The sequence below is a fragment of the Paenibacillus sp. FSL P2-0121 genome, assembly GCF_037975345.1.
Lineage (GTDB): Bacteria > Bacillota > Bacilli > Paenibacillales > Paenibacillaceae > Paenibacillus_AQ > Paenibacillus_AQ odorifer.
Map to the genome: position 1 here is coordinate 6,223,879 of NZ_CP150245.1, position 17,420 is coordinate 6,241,298.

General features: G+C 43.2%; 9 protein-coding genes. 1 reads left to right on the top strand and 8 read right to left on the bottom strand.

Translation table 11 applies throughout. The annotated features are described in order from the left end of the window. Nucleotides 1-141: 141 nt before the first annotated feature. The 7 genes from MKY54_RS27410 to MKY54_RS27440 all read right to left on the bottom strand — a co-directional run bounded on the left by MKY54_RS27410 (nt 142) and on the right by MKY54_RS27440 (nt 12,401). A complete protein-coding gene (locus MKY54_RS27410; protein ID WP_339191299.1) occupies nt 142-786 on the bottom strand; it encodes an S-layer homology domain-containing protein in 645 nt (214 codons plus the stop codon). Further along, complete coding sequence (locus MKY54_RS27415) at nt 741-6,953, bottom strand: fibronectin type III domain-containing protein (RefSeq protein WP_339188573.1); 6,213 nt, start codon at nt 6,951-6,953, stop codon at nt 741-743. The genes MKY54_RS27410 and MKY54_RS27415 overlap by 46 nt, the downstream gene beginning before the upstream one ends. 300 nt (nt 6,954-7,253) lie before the next feature. Beyond that, nucleotides 7,254-7,970, bottom strand: coding sequence for a purine-nucleoside phosphorylase (gene deoD / locus MKY54_RS27420; RefSeq protein ID WP_036681380.1), 717 nt, complete (start codon nt 7,968-7,970; stop codon nt 7,254-7,256). 116 nt (nt 7,971-8,086) lie between these two features. Next, nucleotides 8,087-8,908, bottom strand: coding sequence for a methyl-accepting chemotaxis protein (locus MKY54_RS27425; protein WP_076129804.1), 822 nt, complete (start codon nt 8,906-8,908; stop codon nt 8,087-8,089). 257 nt (nt 8,909-9,165) lie between these two features. After that, nucleotides 9,166-10,695: an alkyl hydroperoxide reductase subunit F gene (gene ahpF / locus MKY54_RS27430; protein ID WP_076277814.1), complete on the bottom strand. Its 1,530-nt coding sequence runs from the start codon at nt 10,693-10,695 to the stop codon at nt 9,166-9,168. Between the two features lie 14 nt (nt 10,696-10,709). Beyond that, nucleotides 10,710-11,273 (bottom strand): alkyl hydroperoxide reductase subunit C, encoded by a 564-nt coding sequence (ahpC, locus tag MKY54_RS27435; RefSeq protein WP_036681373.1) that lies wholly within the window; start codon nt 11,271-11,273, stop codon nt 10,710-10,712. Between the two features lie 249 nt (nt 11,274-11,522). Further along, the gene (locus tag MKY54_RS27440; RefSeq protein WP_339188575.1) at nt 11,523-12,401 is read right to left on the bottom strand and encodes an aminoglycoside phosphotransferase family protein; all 879 of its coding nucleotides are present in this window, start codon (nt 12,399-12,401) and stop codon (nt 11,523-11,525) included. A gap of 154 nt (nt 12,402-12,555) precedes the next feature. Between MKY54_RS27440 and MKY54_RS27445 the strand changes: the two genes are divergently transcribed. Continuing rightward, nucleotides 12,556-13,479: a phosphotransferase gene (locus MKY54_RS27445; protein ID WP_339188577.1), complete on the top strand. Its 924-nt coding sequence runs from the start codon at nt 12,556-12,558 to the stop codon at nt 13,477-13,479. A gap of 94 nt (nt 13,480-13,573) precedes the next feature. On the opposite strand, the gene MKY54_RS27450 is transcribed toward MKY54_RS27445, so the two are convergent. After that, on the bottom strand, nt 13,574-17,203 hold the full coding sequence (locus tag MKY54_RS27450) for an alpha-amylase family glycosyl hydrolase (RefSeq protein WP_339188580.1): 3,630 nt from the start codon (nt 17,201-17,203) through the stop codon (nt 13,574-13,576). Between the last annotated feature and the right edge of the window lie 217 nt (nt 17,204-17,420).

A 17,420-nucleotide genomic window follows, 5' to 3' on the forward strand; every position in this document is an offset into this window, starting at 1 on the left:
TGTGTTCATATGTTATTATTAACTGGATTCTTCTTCTTGTCAATAAAAAAGCAACAAATGATTGTCTCTGACCTAATAAAATAAAGAGGACCCTCCGCAGCTCTTCCTGCATGAAGGATCCTCTCGAATCAGAACCGTGTATTAAATCAAATCTGATTGTTGCAGCAATCTTTGGATGATAGCCGCAACTTCTGCTCTCGTAATGAAGGCTTGTGGGGCAAGTACATTTCCGCTTCTGCCCGTGATGATTCCTGCTTGCAGGCTGTCTGCGATGCCACTCTTCGCCCAGTCTGATGCTTCATTCGCATCCGTGTAAATGCTCAGCAGCTCGCTTGCTTCTTTGGCCGGAAGTTTTGTCTTCAGATCGGTAATCACCATAGCTTTAGCAATAATACTCATCGCCTGTTCCCGAGTAATCTTGTCTGTTGGATGGAACGCTCCATCTTCAAAACCGTTGATTAGCTTATAGGAGTAAGCTGTCTGCACCGCATCATTATACCAATCTGAGACCTTTACATCCGCAAAGGATGTTGTCCCGCTTTCCAACTTCAATCCCAATCCACGTACGATAATCGCCGCAAATTCTGCACGTGTAATCTCCAGATTAGGGTTAAACAAATCGTCGCCGACTCCATTAATAACCTTACGGGAAGCCATCTCATTGACAATGTCCTTAGCCCAGTGGGTGGCGACATCCTTGAAGTTCTGTGGATCTTGAACTACAAAATACGTACTGTTCGTTAAACTGTGTATTTTCGCAAAGTGTTTGCCATCAATGGCAACAATCTGTGTGGGTACATGGCGGAATGTCCCCCCGCTTCAAGCACTAGCCCAGTCGTGATCTTCTTAAGGTCTACACCATCCGCTAGAGGAATAGTTCTTTCCACATAGGTATTAAACTTAGTGAGTTCAACAGTTTTCCCAGCGTAAGTAACCTTCACCGTGAAATCTAATGGCTGAGCTACCAACGTTAGCTTTTCATTGGCTGCCAACATTTCTATTCTTTTCAGTGCATCCGCAGTCGGAACAGAAATTGAAATTTGCACCTTCACATCTTGTAGAGCAATGTCTGTGCCAAACTGTTTTGAAATTGCACTGATATCAATCTGTGCTGCTGATATTGTATAAGTACCTTTTGGAGTACGAATGATTAGCAGCGCCTGCTTCTGCTCCATATCTTTGATGATTTGGCCATTAAGCTCGCCAATAATCACATCTGAAGTCGCAGTCACAGGGATAGTTATAATTGCATTCTGGTCTTCCTTTTCGATACGTTGCTCTATTTTTGCCTGATCTACAACAATCGTGGTAACCGTCTGCCCGTTATACTCAGATATCGTTGCTGTTCCGGCATTTTCAACCTTACCGTTCACCAATACCTCAACCATGCTGCTAGATGGTGTAGCTGTAGCTGTAGCAGTGGATCCTGCTGTTGCAGTTGGTGCAGTTGTTGAAGGTGGTGCAGTCGGTGTTGATGTCGGTGATTCTGTTGGCGTTGGTGTTGGTGTTGGCGGTGTAGATGTAACCTCAACCTCCGTTGATGACTTCGGTGTCACGGAGTTCGAAACTTCAGAAGCTACACTACTACCAGCGCTATTAATCGCTTTAACTGTAAACGAATAAGTGGTTCCATTCGCTAGACCAGTTACCTTTATTGGACTTGTTGCCCCAACCGTTACGATATTACCCGGAGAAGCAGTTACCTCATAATTCGTAATTGGAGTTCCCCCGTTCGAATAAGGAACTGCAAATGTCACAGTCACCTCGCCATCTCCCGCTACCGCTATTAAGTCCGTAGGTGCAGATGGTGATGTTCTTGGTTTCGTGCTGACTTCGTTAGAAGCTGCACTCTCCCCGCCCGGATTAGATGCCTTAACTACGAAATAATAAGATTGGCCATTAGTTAACCCTGTCACATCATAGTTGTAGACAGATTCGCTTACTGTAGCCACTTGGGTCTCATAGATTCCAGAAGTGATACCTTGATATATAGTGTATCCAATCGCACCCTTCACCGGATCCCATGTTAAGCCGATGAGGCCATTACTTGCCACAGGTGAATGAAGTATTGGCGCGCCCGGCGCTGGAACCTGAGGCGTTCTAGTTACTTCATTGGAAGCCGCACTGATACCATCAGGATTAACAGCTTTAACAATAAAATAATAAGCAGTTCCATTAATTAATCCTACAGCATCGTAACTGTTCTCAGAGCCACTTATAGTAGCTACCTCAGCTCCATAAACACCTGAAGCTGTAGACTGATATACAGCGTAACTATCGGTACCATATACGGGACTCCAAGTAATACGAATATGTCCGTTTCCTGCTGTTACAGACTCAATACTTGGCGCAGCAAGTTCAGGCCAGGTAAGGTCAATAACTGCACTAGTGATCTCTGTAAGTCCTGTCGCATCAAATGCCAATTGGGCTCCGGTGATTCCAGCTGCATTCGTAGCTCCCAGATCCGTAAAGGAAATGAGGCCCGCTACTGCTGTCAACGTCGTATTCCCCGTCAACGTCCAGCTTCCTGTGTCCTTCTTCGACACAGTAACAACCGTACTGTTGTCACCAAGGTTTACATTCCCAAACTGATCCAGCAAAGTAATTACTGGCTGCTGCGCGAAGCTGCCGCCGTTAGCCTGCGGCGCACTTACGCCCGTAGTGAGCTTCATTGTCGCTGTGCTACCTGCGACAGGTGTAACGTTCAGCGCTGTTGCTGCTGGCGTGGCTACGCCTGCTTGGCTGAACACAACCGCTTGCGCGCCAGCTTTGTTCAGCTTCAGGTTCACCTGTGCTACACCCTCAACGAAATCAACGTTGATCTTGCTCGGTGAAGCTGCCAAAGCGGTACTTCCTAAGCTTCCGTACGTTCCGTCCGGCGCAACACCATAACCCGTTACCGTCACTTCTTTCGTTCCGGTGAACGTTGTATCTGTATTACCCAGCGAATTTTTCACGGTCAGCGTAATGCCATTATCTACACCTACAACTGGTGTCAAAGTCGCCGCTGAGGCAGTGATGCTTTGCGCTCCCTGTGGTTGTGGAAGATTCACGGTAGCGCTAGTGATCTGTGGAAGACCTGTCGCATCAAATGCCAGTTGCGCTCCGGTGATTCCAGCTGCATTCGTAGCTCCCAGATCCGTAAAGGAAATGAGGCCCGCTACTGCTGTCAACGTCGTATTCCCCGTCAACGTCCAGCTTTCAGTGTCCTTCTTCGACACAGTAACAACCGTACTGTTGTCGCCAAGGTTTACATTCCCAAACTGATCCAGCAAAGTAATTACTGGCTGCTGCGCGAAGCTACCGCCATTGGCTTGCGGGGCACTTACGCCCGTAGTCAGCTTCATTATCGCTGTGCTACCTGCGACAGGTGCAATGTTCAGCACTGTTGCCGCTGGCGTGGCTACGCCTGCTTGGCTGAACACAACCGCTTGCGCGCCAGCTTTGTTCAGCTTCAGGTTCACCTGTGCTACACCCTCAACGAAATCAACGTTGATCTTGCTCGGTGAAGCTGCCAAAGCGGTACTTCCTAAGCTTCCGTACGTTCCGTCCGGCGCAACACCATAACCCGTTACCGTCACTTCTTTCGTTCCGGTGAACGTTGTATCTGTATTACCCAGCGAATTTTTCACGGTCAGCGTAACGCCATTATCTACACCTACGACAGGCGTCAAGGTCGCTGCTGAGGCAGTGATGCTTTGTGCTCCCTGTGGCTGTGGAAGATTCAACGCTACACTAGTGACCTGTGGAAGTCCTGTCGCATCAAATGCCAGTTGCGCTCCGGTGATTCCAGCTGCATTCGTAGCTCCCAGATCCGTAAAGGAAATGACACCCGCTACTGCCGTCAACGTCACATTCCCCGTCAACATCCAGGTTCCAGTGTCCTTCTTGGACACAGTAACAACCGTACTGTTGTCGCCAATATTCACATTCCCAAACTGATCCAGCAGCGTTATCACTGGCTGCTGCGCGAAGCTACCGCCATTGGTCTGCGGGGCACTTACGCCCGTGGTCAGCTTCATTGTCGCTGTGCTACCTGCGACAGGTGCAATGTTCAGCGCTGTTGCCGCTGGCGTGGCTACGCCTGCTTGGCTGAACACAACCGCTTGCGCGCCAGCTTTGTTCAGCTTCAGGTTCACCTGTGCTACACCCTCAACGAAATCAACGTTGATCTTGCTCGGTGAAGCTGCCAAAGCGGTGCTTCCTAAGCTTCCGTACGTTCCGTCCGGCGCAACATCATAACCCGTTACCGTCACTTCTTTCGTTCCGGTGAACGTTGTATCCGTATCGCCCAGCGAATTTTTCACGGTCAGCGTAATCCCATTATCTACACCTACAACTGGTGTCAAAGTCGCCGCTGAGGCGGTAATGCTTTGTGCTCCCTGTGGCTCTGGAAGATTCAACGCTACACTAGTGATCTGTGGAAGTCCTGTCGCATCAAATGCCAGTTGCGCTCCGGTGATTCCAGCTGCATTCGTAGCTCCCAGATCCGTAAAGGAAATGACACCCGCTACTGCCGTCAACGTCGTATTCCCCGTCAACGTCCAGCTTCCAGTGTCCTTCTTCGACACAGTAACAACCGTACTGTTGTCGCCAAGGTTTACATTCCCAAACTGATCCAGCAAAGTAATTACTGGCTGCTGCGCGAAGCTGCCGCCGTTAGCCTGCGGCGCACTTACGCCCGTAGTCAGCTTCATTGTCGCTGTGCTACCTGCGACAGGTGCAATGTTCAGCCCTGTTGCTGCTGGCGTGGCTACGCCTGCTTGGCTGAACACAACCGCTTGCGCGCCAGCTTTGTTCAGCTTCAGGTTCACCTGTGCTACACCCTCAACGAAATTAACGTTGATCTTGCTCGGTGAAGCCGCTAAAGCGGTGCTTCCTAAGCTTCCGTACGTTCCGTCCGGCGCAACATCATAACCGGTTACCGTCACTTCTTTCGTTCCGGTGAACGTTGTATCCGTATCGCCCAGCGAATTTTTCACGGTCAGCGTAATCCCATTATCCACACCTACGACAGGTGTCAACGTCGCCGCTGAGGCGGTGATGCTATATGCAAGAGTAGGTCCTAGGTTCAGGGTCATTTTAGTGAAATAATCCCCCACGACCTTAAAGTTAGTACCATCGTAAATAATGCCATTAAGATTAGAGGTAAGATCAGATGTTTCCTGAGTCCACGTGGATCCGTCTGCCGAAGAGAATAACTCCCCCTTCAATCCAACAGCCAGAAAACTCCCATTACCAAAGCTGATATTATTTAGTGCGCTAGCTGACATTGTAACCTTCGTAAAAGTTACCAAATCTTCTGTGGTTAGAATTACTGCCTGCTGGCTAAGTGTATCTTCTCCAACCAGAATATAAGCTCTACCATCATAGGCAATTCCCTTTAAAGAAGTATTGGGGAACCCAATCTCTAAGGGCACATTCCACTGTATTCCATCTGATGATTTTGCGATAACAACGCTCTCTTGCTCATAAGTAGTACTATTGTATTTCATCCCAAGAGCTACAAATTGATTATTCAAGTAAGCTACTGTATTAAATGCAAAATCCCCATTTTTAAATTTCTCTGTCCATGAGGTTCCGTTAACTGAAGAATAAATTCCGCCATAATCGGAAACAGCAACGTACTGATTTGTGCCAAAAGCAACGCCAGTCAGATTGTCCTGCACTCCGGTATCTGTCATAGTCCAAGTATCACCGTTGGTCGAGGTCACCACTTTGGCGTTAAGATTGTAGTTTTCTTTATCTGTAACCGCAATAAACTTCCCTGCTCCATAAGTGACCGCATTCATTCCCGGCAGCTTGGAGGGTGTGACATCGTTCCATACTGCGGAGCTATTAGATTTGTAAATAGAGCCATATTCCCCGGATGAGACGGCAACATAATTGCCATTACCATCCTTAGCAATACTTTTCAGATTACCGCTGACATTACTCCACGCCGATAGGTCAGAAGAAACCAGTAAGCCGTTACCCCCTGAAGCAACATATTTTCCATTTCCGTAAACCATATTGTTCATCATCATTGTTGTATGGGTATCCGAAGATGTCCACTGGGTGCTGTCCAGCGGAGCCGCAGAAGATTTATAAATTACACCCTGCCCAAACAACAAATAGCTCCCATTTAAAGAACCTCCCCCATAAAATTGCTTGTTATCCCATGAGGCATCAACGGTCCAATTAGCACCGTCTGTAGAGGTGAATACTTTTTTAGCATAAGGAGTCACGATATAACTAAAGAAACGATTATTTAAATAGATTACATTCGTAACATAAGGCCAACTAGAGTTATAGTGGTTGATCACAAGATCGGTTAAGGTGACCGTTGTCCAATTGATCAGATTCGTTGAGGTATAATAGACAGCATTGTTAGCAGAGACCACATATTTGTTGTTGCCATAAGCAATATCCGTTAAGCTTTGCATTCCGAATATTGCATTGGTAGAAGTGATTCCTGTGTCTGTCCAGTTAATGCCATCCGAGGATTGTAGTAGAGTTACATCATAAGAAGGTGGATTGGTGCCAGGTTTATATACTGACTGCCATACAAAGAACTTTTCATTGACCGCTTTCAACCTTTCCGGTGTGATAGCTAACGTTTTTTTTGTCCAATTTTCACCATCGAGTGAATTGTATACTGCCTTTTCGCTACCATCAATAGCTAAGAACAGCCCATTAGCGAACACAATAGAAGTTAGTTTGGGGTTCCCCGCCTTTTTTGAGATAGACCAATCTACGCCATTTGATGATGTAGATATCCCTCCTTGGCCCACCGCTACAAAAACATTGTTACCAAATGCAACACTGCTCAAATTTCCAGCTGATGTGGAGCTTTGATCTATGATATTGCTATTGCTGGGTGCTGCATAAATTACTGCAGGCATAAACAGAGAACTGACGATAGAGAATACTAAACTTATTGCTAATAAAAGATTGCCACTCCGCTTAATCACAATTTTCCCCCTTTGGCATTACACCAAAATATAAATACTTCCACCATATGGAGATTAGATGTCTTTTCTAAGATTTGTAGCCATTTGGTTTGATTTTTATATCGGTATAATCCGAGAGAATTATTACGAATTTAACATTAAATTTTGATTAAAAACAACAATAATTTACACGCTTCACCTATCCATTTCCACAACCTTACAAATGAGAAAAAAACCTATTAAATATCAGGACTAATCCTGAATTTAATAGGCTCTCAAGCTTTTGCTCGTAGAACTTTTTAATCTACTTAATCTTTTTTATTAAATAGAAATCGCTGCTTCTAAAGCTACTTCCATCATGCCGTTGAAAGAATTTTGTCTTTCTTCTGCCGTGGTTACAGCATGAGTAACTAACGAATCGGAAATGGTAAGAATACATGCAGCTTGTTTACCTAACACTTTCGCATTATGGAACAACGCATAACTCTCCATTTCTACACAAACACAGCCATGTTCATTGTAAAATTCATTAACTCCAGGCACATTGTCTTCATGATAGAATACATCGCTGGAATGAATTCTCGCCGTCAGAACTGGCTTGTTAATACGTGTAGCCGCTGCTTCAATGACTTCGTTCAATTCTTTACTTGGCAGCTGGATATCTCCTTCTACACCGCTTTGCACATAGGCATATGTAGATTCACTCCACGCGCTATCCGCCAACACCACGTCAAATAAATTCAATTTATCAGTATATGCTCCAGCACTACCGATACGAATGATGTTTTCCACACCATAGTTTTTGTATAGTTCATAAGAATAAATACCGATACTTGGCATTCCCATTCCCGAACCCATTACCGAAACCTCTTTGCCTTTATAAGTTCCTGTATATCCAAACATATTACGTACCGTATTAAATTGGGTTGGGTTCTCCAAATAGGTTTCTGCAATATACTTCGCTCTCAAAGGATCTCCTGGCATTAATACTGTTTTGGCGATTTCACCATTTTGTGCTGCATTGTGCGGCGTTGACATAATTTATTCCTCCTATGTTGATTACTCATTACTATCTTACTATACCATTCATGATTTTAAATATACGTTTAAAATTTTCTTTTATTGCGACAAAAATACTGCTACTGAATCTCTTTTTATAATTTATTAGCAAACTCATTAAGTTTTTGGGACATTATCTTTATTTCCTCAATAAATGTAGAAGTATGCTGAACAGATGCCGCCTGTTCTTGGCCGATAGCTGCTATCTTCTCTATCGAATTAGCCATTTGATTCGTAATTCCCTTAATCTGTAACATGGTTTTATTTATGTTTTGCGTCGAGGCGACGGTTTCCCTTGAAAATTTCCGGATTTCCTTGGCTACGACTTCAAAACTTCTACCTTTCTCACCTGCATGCGCTGCTTCTATTGCAGCATTCAGCCCAAGTAAATTCGTTTGATCAGCAACCCTGTTTATAATGGATAGGACTTCTGTTGTATTCTCCACATCTTTTCCAGCCTGCTGAGATTGAATGAGTAGTTCCTGAGAGTGATCCGAAAGTGAACTTACGCCATAGGAAATATTATTAATTTGCTCATTGGCTTGGGATAATGATTCCGAGATTTGTTCTACAATGGCTTTTAATTCACTTTGTCTTCGAATCTGAACTGCAATCCCGCCAATGACTTGTCCCGTTTGATCGTGAAGAGGTGTTGCTGTACCTGTAAACTCAAATCCATAAAAGTGGGCTGGAACATCGGACTTCAAGGTACGATTCTCTTGTATCGCTAAGTAAAGTGGTTCTTCTTTGTGTAAAGGTTGTCCTTCGTTAATGTTTAAATTTATGGTGTCGCCAGGAAAATAAGCAACGAACCGTTCCAAATCACATATCGCTATTGATAAATCAGCGGGGATAGATAATTTTATAATTGGTATAAGTGAGATAAATTTGTCTAAAGATTCAATGTTGTTAATCACAGAAATATAGTCTCCATTCCAGCAAAACGTTATTTATAGCGCACCAAGTCTAACCAGATTATGCCTTGCAGACATGCATTTAATCTAAATCCTTAATTTTGCTTAATTCATATTTTAGATATGTATTCGCGAAAATCTTCATAAAATCCTCCAAAAAAGTTTACAAACACCCATTTCTCTCTCACAAAAGATAAAAAAAGCCCCCACTTTGTGAAAAGTGAGGGCTTTCGTTCTCTTGCTGTTACTAACAATATCGATTAGTTACGGATCAGATAATCAAATGCTCCTAGCGCTGCAGTTGCACCGGATCCCATCGAGATAATGATTTGTTTATAAGCACTATTAGTGCAGTCACCAGCAGCAAATACTCCTGGTAAGCTAGTAGCACCATGGCTATCTACAACAATCTCACCTACGCGAGTACGTTCAACTGTGTCACCTAGCCATTCTGTATTTGGAACCAGACCAATCTGTACAAATACACCCTGCAATTCAACATGGTGAGTCTCTTCTGTCGCACGATCAACATAAGAAATACCATTTACCTTATCAGTTCCGGTAATCTCTTTAGTTTGCACGTTTTTAAGAACAGTAACGTTAGGAAGGCTATAGAGACGATCTTGCAGTACAGCATCAGCTTTGAGCTCTGGAGCAAATTCCAGAACCGTTACATGCTTCACTATACCTGCAAGGTCAATAGCTGCCTCAATACCTGAGTTACCGCCGCCAACAACTGCAACATCTTTGCCTGCAAACAAAGGACCATCACAGTGTGGGCAGTAGGCTACACCTTTGTTCTTGAATTCAGCTTCACCAGGCACGCCCATATTCCGCCAGCGAGCACCTGTAGACAGAATGACCGTCTTACTCTTTAGAACAGCACCGTTCTCGAGTTCAACTTCAATTAAGTCATTTTTGTCTAGACGTCTGACACGCTGCAATTTCATCACATCAATGCCATACTCTTTTACTTGCTCTTCAAGTTTAGCTACGAGTTGAGGACCTTCAGTGTACTTCACACTAATAAAGTTCTCGATACCAAGCGTGTCGTTAACCTGTCCGCCAAAGCGTTCAGCAACAATACCTGTACGAATACCTTTACGTGCCGCGTAAATGGCTGCACTTGCACCAGCTGGGCCGCTGCCGACAACAAGCACATCATATGGAGCTTTATTGTCAAACTCAGATGCGTCCACACTGCTGCCCATTTTAGCTAAAATTTCTTCAACCGTCATACGACCACTTTCGAAAAATTCACCATTAAGGTAGACGCTTGGAACAGACATAATTTCTTTGCTTTCTACCTCTTCTTTGAATACTCCACCGTCAATCATCGTATGGGTAATGCCCGGATTAAAGATACTCATAAGATTCAGTGCTTGTACAACATCAGGGCAATTATGACAGCTCAGGCTAACATAAGTTTCAAACTTATATTCACCACTAATGCCTTTGATCTGATCAATTACACTTTGCTCAACCTTAGGAGCTCTTCCGCTAACCTGCAACAGAGCCAATACTAATGAAGTAAATTCGTGTCCAAGCGGAGTTCCGGCAAAGGTTACGCCTGTATCTTCACCCACACGATTTACACTAAAGCTTGGGGTTCTAGACAGTTCGGTTCTTTCCACCGTAATCCTAGGTGACATTTTGGCAATTTCATCAACTAGTTCGGTCATCTCTTGTGATGCCTCGTCAGCGCCTGCACTGAGTTTCAGTACTACATCGCCTTCCAAGAGTTCTAGGTATTGCGCTAGTTGAGCTTTTATTTCTTGATCTAGTTTCATTTAGCTTTCGCTCCTTAAATCTTACCTACAAGATCGAGACTTGGTTTAAGAGTTTCTGCACCTTCCGACCATTTCGCTGGGCAAACTTCACCTGGATGATTGCGTACATATTGCGCTGCTTTAATTTTGTTAACAAGAGCGCTAGCATCACGGCCGATACCACCAGCATTAATCTCAACAGTTTGAATAACACCGTCTGGATCAATGATGAATGTACCACGATCTGCAAGACCGTCAGCTTCGATCAATACATCAAAGTTGCGGGAAACCACATGGGAAGGATCGCCGATCATAATGTATTTCACCTTGCCAATTGCTGCGGAGCTTTCATGCCATGCTTTATGTGTAAAGTGTGTGTCAGTAGAAACGGAATATACTTCAACACCTAGTTGTTTGAGGGTTTCATATTGGTTCTGCAAATCTTCTAGTTCAGTTGGGCATACGAATGTGAAGTCAGCTGGGTAAAAGCAAACTACACTCCATTTACCTTTGAAGTTTTCTTCTGTAACATCGATAAATTTCCCATCTTGAAATGCGCTTGCTTTGAATGGTAGTACTTCTGTTCCGATTAATGACATATTGTTTAATCTCCTTTGGGTTTAATTTATGAATAGAGTGGATACTATTTATAATTATTATAATTAACCAAATTAAGGCCTGTCAAGTTATTTATAATAATTCTAATATGATAATCGTTGTCAGTCGCTAAATGTTCATACAAATTCCTTTCTTTCGGATTTAAATACAACACTTTATCATCTGACTGATGCTCATTCGTGCTTATTGACTATTATGGTTTAGTTTACATGTTTTATGTAGTTCAATTTCTACAATTCGATGTCTTCTACTATTAGATTGATAATATTCAAGGATTCTTCCGCTACTGTTGGATTAGAATATCGATTTCCATTATAGGTGATCAGTGCTTTCCATAAAGCCCACCCTCTTGCTCTATTCCACGTTTGTGCATCCATGTTTAATACCTTTTTAAAGATTCTTCTACTAGCCTCATCAAAAAAAGTCCACGCCATTGCAGCATCACAAGCAGGATCACCCACCCCTAATATGCCAAAATCAATGACTGCACAAAGCTGTCCGTCTTTGACTAATATATTTCCAGGTGCGACATCACCATGAACCCAAACTGGTTCTGACTCCCATTCAGAGTCTAATGCCAGTTCCCAGATCTTTTTCAATAGACCTTCATTAAAAATATCTTTATTATGCTCAATCGCATTTCTAGATTCCTCATCATATACAGCTAAGGACCCACCTCTATAAAAATTATGCTCTCCGGCTAAAGGTCCCCCACTAGCATCAATAGACTGTAATTCAATTAAAAAGCTTCCCAAGTCTCTCGCAAATTGATTGAGATTATTAATGTTCTCATGGGATAAAGTCTCTCCCTCTAGCCAATTATTAATAGACCAAGGCCAGGGATATTCTTTGGTAGGTGTCCCTTTCGCTAATGGTGTTGAAATAGGTAACGTAAGTCCTTTCTTTAAAAAAGGTAACCATTTTTGTTCTTTCTCCACTTGAGGAACATAAGCGGCTGCACTTGGTAATCGCACACTCATCTGTTCACCTAAATGAAAAGTCCGATTATCATGCCCACTGAATTTTACAGGCCTGATCTCTAAATCGGACCATTCAGGAAATTGTTCATTTATTAATCTTGCTACTAAATCGACGTCTATAGTATGCATAAATATCTCCAATCATGATTTACAAGCATTATTTGGTTGTCTTAAATATTTTCTTGTGACATATGGTATGTGTAAGCTTTATATATTAGTTATAAAGTACAAAGAGAATATACTTTTTTATAGCTCGATATATATCAGAAGGAGATCTTTGTATATGGAATATGATAGCCTTATCAATGAAATTAAACACTCCTATCAAATAAATATAGAGAATATCAACCTTCATCGTGAGATGATCGGTAGGGTGTATTTTTTGCAGAACCAAGAGAAAAAGTATATGTTCAAAATATTTCGTAGCTTTAAAACGGATGATGCTCTGCAGACGGTTCGCATCCTCGATTATTTAAAAGCTAACTCATATCCAGCAGTTTCTGTGATTAGAACTGTACAGAATGATAGCCACATTATACTCAGTAGTCAGGCTGGCAGCTGCGTTGGAATACTATACGATTATGTCGAGGGAGCAACACCCGATGGTAAAATCGAGGCGAAGAGCATCGGGACACAGATCGGGAAACTCCATAACTTAATGGAGCGATACCCCGAGAAGCTTATCCGTAGAACAAAATTCGATTACATCGATGGTTATATCTCCAATATGCAAGATCTCCAATTTGACCCAGGAAAAATCCTTGAACTAAATCATTACGGCAATGAATTATGGGAACGTTTCACAAGGCTTCCCAAAAGCTTTTGTCACGGTGACCTTCACACAGGAAATATGCTCAGAAATGAGTGCGGTGAATATATTCTTTTGGACTTCGATGATGCTTCGGGTGATTATCCGAGTATGGATGTTGCATACATGTGTGATGCTACCGATTTTAATCACTCAAATGAATCGATGTATGATCAAATCATGCGTTTGTACGAACGTTTTTATTCGGGTTATAGTACAACACGTACAATAAGTAGTAATGAGTTTAAGGCTCTTTTCGATTTTATTGCGATCAGACATTTTCAAATCATCTCAAGAATAGTGCAGTGTCAAGGATTGCAAAGTATATCCAAAGAATTCTGCGATGAACAATATAGTTGGCTTATGAAATGGCAAGAACTTTGCATTAAACACGGGTAAAAATACTGACGTTTCAATCTGTACTATATAAAATCAACCTCAGTACGGGTTCATCCCGAACTGAGGCTATTTTTGATAACTAATATACAAGGTCCTACTTCAAATAGGTTCCTGACTCTCCGATTCCACCACTACCGTTCAATACATACACCCGTGCATTTCCTTTACCGGAGCAGTTGATTGTGATCACACCGTTGGTAACGGTTTTGGTATCACCAGTGACCGCATCCACATATGTTCCGTTAGGAATTCCGGTGAATGTTGCATTTCCTGAGATCGTAACCAAAGCAAAGCTATCGATTCCTTTGCTACTATCAGTGTATCTTCTTTTAAATGCCAAATCACCTGATACATTTTCTGTGGAATATTGGCCTTTTTGCAAAGCAGGAACTGCTCTTCTGATTAAATTAAGTTGTCTGATATGTTTCGCCAGAGGATAATTTAACGAGTCTGCAAGTGTGCCAGTAGCATTGGTATATTTACCGTAATCTTGAACAGTAACACTACCCTCAATATGATCGCCAAAGTAAGCACGGCCTGTTGTACTTAACGGCGCATTTGGACCTACATCAATGACTGATCCTTTTTTGAACTCAATTTCAGAACCATAATAGATCGCAGGTATTCCTCGGAAGGTGAACATCAGCGCGAGATTCTCAGCCCAAGTGTCCTGTGTGCCGGCAAATCTTTGATTTTCTGGTGCTTGGTCAGGTGCATAGTCATGAGAGTCAATATAAGTTACATTCCAGGTAGCATCATTATAGAATTGATCACCGCTTCTCATACTGAATGCTTCCTGAGCAGTTTTGAAAGCCCAGTGCATTGGAAAATCAATAACATCCATACCCGATTTCTTCGAATAATCAGGCGTATGATAAGTATTTCCTGTTAAAAAAGCATTGTTCGAGGTAGGTTGTCCTGCTGTAGTAGAGTTATCTGCCCACTCTTGTTCCACCGATAGCTTGTTGGAAGCGTAGTCATTTTGACCGTCACCTGGATAGGGTTTTGAGCTTTTCCAAGTATAAAATGGTGTTGATATCGCCGGAATTCCACTGTTCCACACATCTCTGTACCGAGTAGCCACTTCCCCAAAGACAAAGAAGTCTGAGCCCCCTCTTGTTTTCCATGCCGGCACAAAATATTTGTTAAAAATATACCGGCTTACATGCTTTACAGTATCGACCCGGAAAGCATCCACACCCATATCAATATATTGATTATAGCTGTCGATTAGATACTGATTCACTAGAGGATTCTCTGTGTTTAAGTCCACACAGTCTCCCGCAATCTGTCCTGTCTGGACGGTGTAAGACTCCCAAGAAAGACTTTTTTCCGTATGGTAAATATTATTGTTAGTCTCCGCAGTCTTCATTAAGGCAAGTCTTGCCTGATATTGCTGATCCGGGGTCATGGAATCATAGTTAGCTGGCAGCTTATCCGTAATTTTGAGCATGTTACTCACGGTGTCCGCCGCCGTTGGATCTTTTTTGAACATCGGGAACAGATTTTCTTCTCCAAAATTACCGGTATGATTGACGACAATATCTTGAATAACCTTTATCCCTCTAGCGTGTGCTGCATTGATCAAATCCTGATAGGATGCCCCTGCGGATTCATATCTTGGATCTACTTTTGCAAAATTTATTGCATGGTACCCATGATAATCATAACCGCTGGCATTCTGCACCACAGGTGTAATCCAGATGGCACTGAATCCTAAGGCTTTAATGTAATCGAGCTTTTGAATCAGTCCTTTGAAATCCCCTCGCCAAGCTGGATCCGAGTCCGGATTTCCTGCCTTGGCATCCTCCCATGCATGCTCGTTGTTACTCGGATCACCGTCATAGAACCGGGAAGTGATTACAAAATAAATCGTATCTTCACGAAAATCACCCTTATTACCAATGTTATAAACAAAACTCTGTTTGGTTTCATTTCCGGCACCATCGATCACAAGGAATTTTAAGGTTGTCGTCTTGTTAATCAAGATAGACGGTCCCGCAAGAGATGTTAGTGCATTGCCTGAAATATAGACTTTTGAACTCGTTGTTGGTTCCGTACCATTATCTGTGTAATATGCTGTGGTTGTTGCCGCCTTGTTGTCTTTTATATTAAAAGATACGGAAACCGCTGAGCTCGAATTCCCAACAGGCAGATTCGCAGTGATAATCGGAGCTTGCAAATCGGCATTCAGATCAATCACATAAGCAAAAGAGCCTACATTACCCGCTTGCCCTATAGAGTTAACGCCGAATGCTTTGATAGTCAAAGAAGAAGGTACTTGGATTGGAGTCGTATACAACGTTGAGGTTGTCGTAGGTGTTGATCCGTCGGTCGTATAATAAATTTTATCGCCGCTATTTGTACTGGATAGTGTCACCGTTTGGGCAGAATCATAGGTTTTGGGCACAGGAGAGACGGATATCACCGGAACCTTAGGAACGTCTGGATTGGCGTCATACCATACGTTATCTGAGTTATACCAGCCCTCTTTTACGCTGCGAGATAAGTCAGCCGTCTGTTTGCCATTGCCGTCATTAAAGATCAGGCTTGCCCCTGTAGCATTTGGAACAGTATAGCTATACCAATCGTTCCCGTCCGATTTCATCAGTATTCCCGGCCACGCTCCACTAGTCGGAACGGTTGCCGGATTCAGATTCCAGTAATGGATGCGGATCGCTGCATTCCAGCTTGCTGGTTTCTTAAAGTGAACGGTTAGCCCCGCTGAAGTAGGTGTAGGTGTTGGCGTCACTGTTGGCGTTGGCGTTGGCGTTGGTGTGGGTGTTATGGTAGGTGTTGGCGTCACTGTTGGTGTAGGAGTTACCGTAGGTGTAGGAGTTACCGTAGGTGTTGGCGTCACTGTTGGTGTAGGAGTTACCGTAGGTGTAGGAGTTACCGTAGGTGTAGGAGTTACCGTAGGTGTTGGCGTCACTGTTGGTGTAGGAGTTACCGTAGGTGTTGGCGTCACTGTTGGGGTAGGAGTTATCGTTGGTGTTGGTGTAGCTCCGGCCGAAAGGGTCACATAGTCGATATTAATATTCCCGCTATCATCTGAGTCATATTTATAAGCAAGCGTGTTATTTCCTGCCTGTAAGGAGAGTGTTTCTGTTTGGTCTGCCCATGTATCCCAGTTGGTCAGGTTGGCTAATGTTGTCTGTGTAACCTTTATTCCATTGACATAAATGGACACCTTTTTAGCACTGCCGGATGCATTAGCATAGTGAAGCGTGGCATTATAGGACCCTGCTGCGGAAGCCTGGACGTTAAAAGTGGTGGCTGCTCCTGTAGTTGTATATCCATCAACAAAACCAGTGCCCGAATATCCGGTGTGATTCGTATTTACTTTTGCACCACCAGACAAGGATGCACTCTCTGCTTCGTATTTCCCGGCGACCGGAATAACAACCGTCCAGTTCTTCCCGCCGTTATTGTCCCAACTATCCGTTGGAGCCGTGATGTGATAACAATAAATTAGGGTAGCACCTTCCTGAACATTGAGGTTGGCGATGAACGTGGTTCCATTTTTGGTCATCACCGTGTCCGTAGTATTAGCCCAGTTATTCGTAGTCCAATGTAAGGTCACAGCTGCCGCTGTAGGATTTGTATAGGTGACTGTATGATCCGTATTGCTGGCCGATGCTCCACCCGATAAACCAAATAAACTAAAAATGAGTAAAAAAATAATTAACCACGAAATATAACGCCTGGATTGTTTGGATACCAAGTAAATAACCTCCTCATAATTTTAAGTGCAGCTTACGATTTTAAGCGCCATCGTGGGGTGCAAACGTTTGCAAAAATGAGAAAAAAAGAAATACTTGATAGGTTTGATCTCCTCCTTCAATGATTAATAAGGAAAAAACTCATTGTATGCGTTTACAAACAGCTCTATATCTGATGGATTTTCCTTGTTAAGATTATAGGCGCCAAACTTTTGCTGG

Coding starts and splice junctions, on each gene's coding strand:
- ahpF (WP_076277814.1), bottom strand. CDS start 10,695: ATGAAACTAGATCAAGAAATAAAAGCTCAACTAGCGCAATACCTAGAA.
- MKY54_RS27440 (WP_339188575.1), bottom strand. CDS start 12,401: ATGCATACTATAGACGTCGATTTAGTAGCAAGATTAATAAATGAACAA.
- ahpC (WP_036681373.1), bottom strand. CDS start 11,273: ATGTCATTAATCGGAACAGAAGTACTACCATTCAAAGCAAGCGCATTT.
- MKY54_RS27445 (WP_339188577.1), top strand. CDS start 12,556: ATGGAATATGATAGCCTTATCAATGAAATTAAACACTCCTATCAAATA.
- deoD (WP_036681380.1), bottom strand. CDS start 7,970: ATGTCAACGCCGCACAATGCAGCACAAAATGGTGAAATCGCCAAAACA.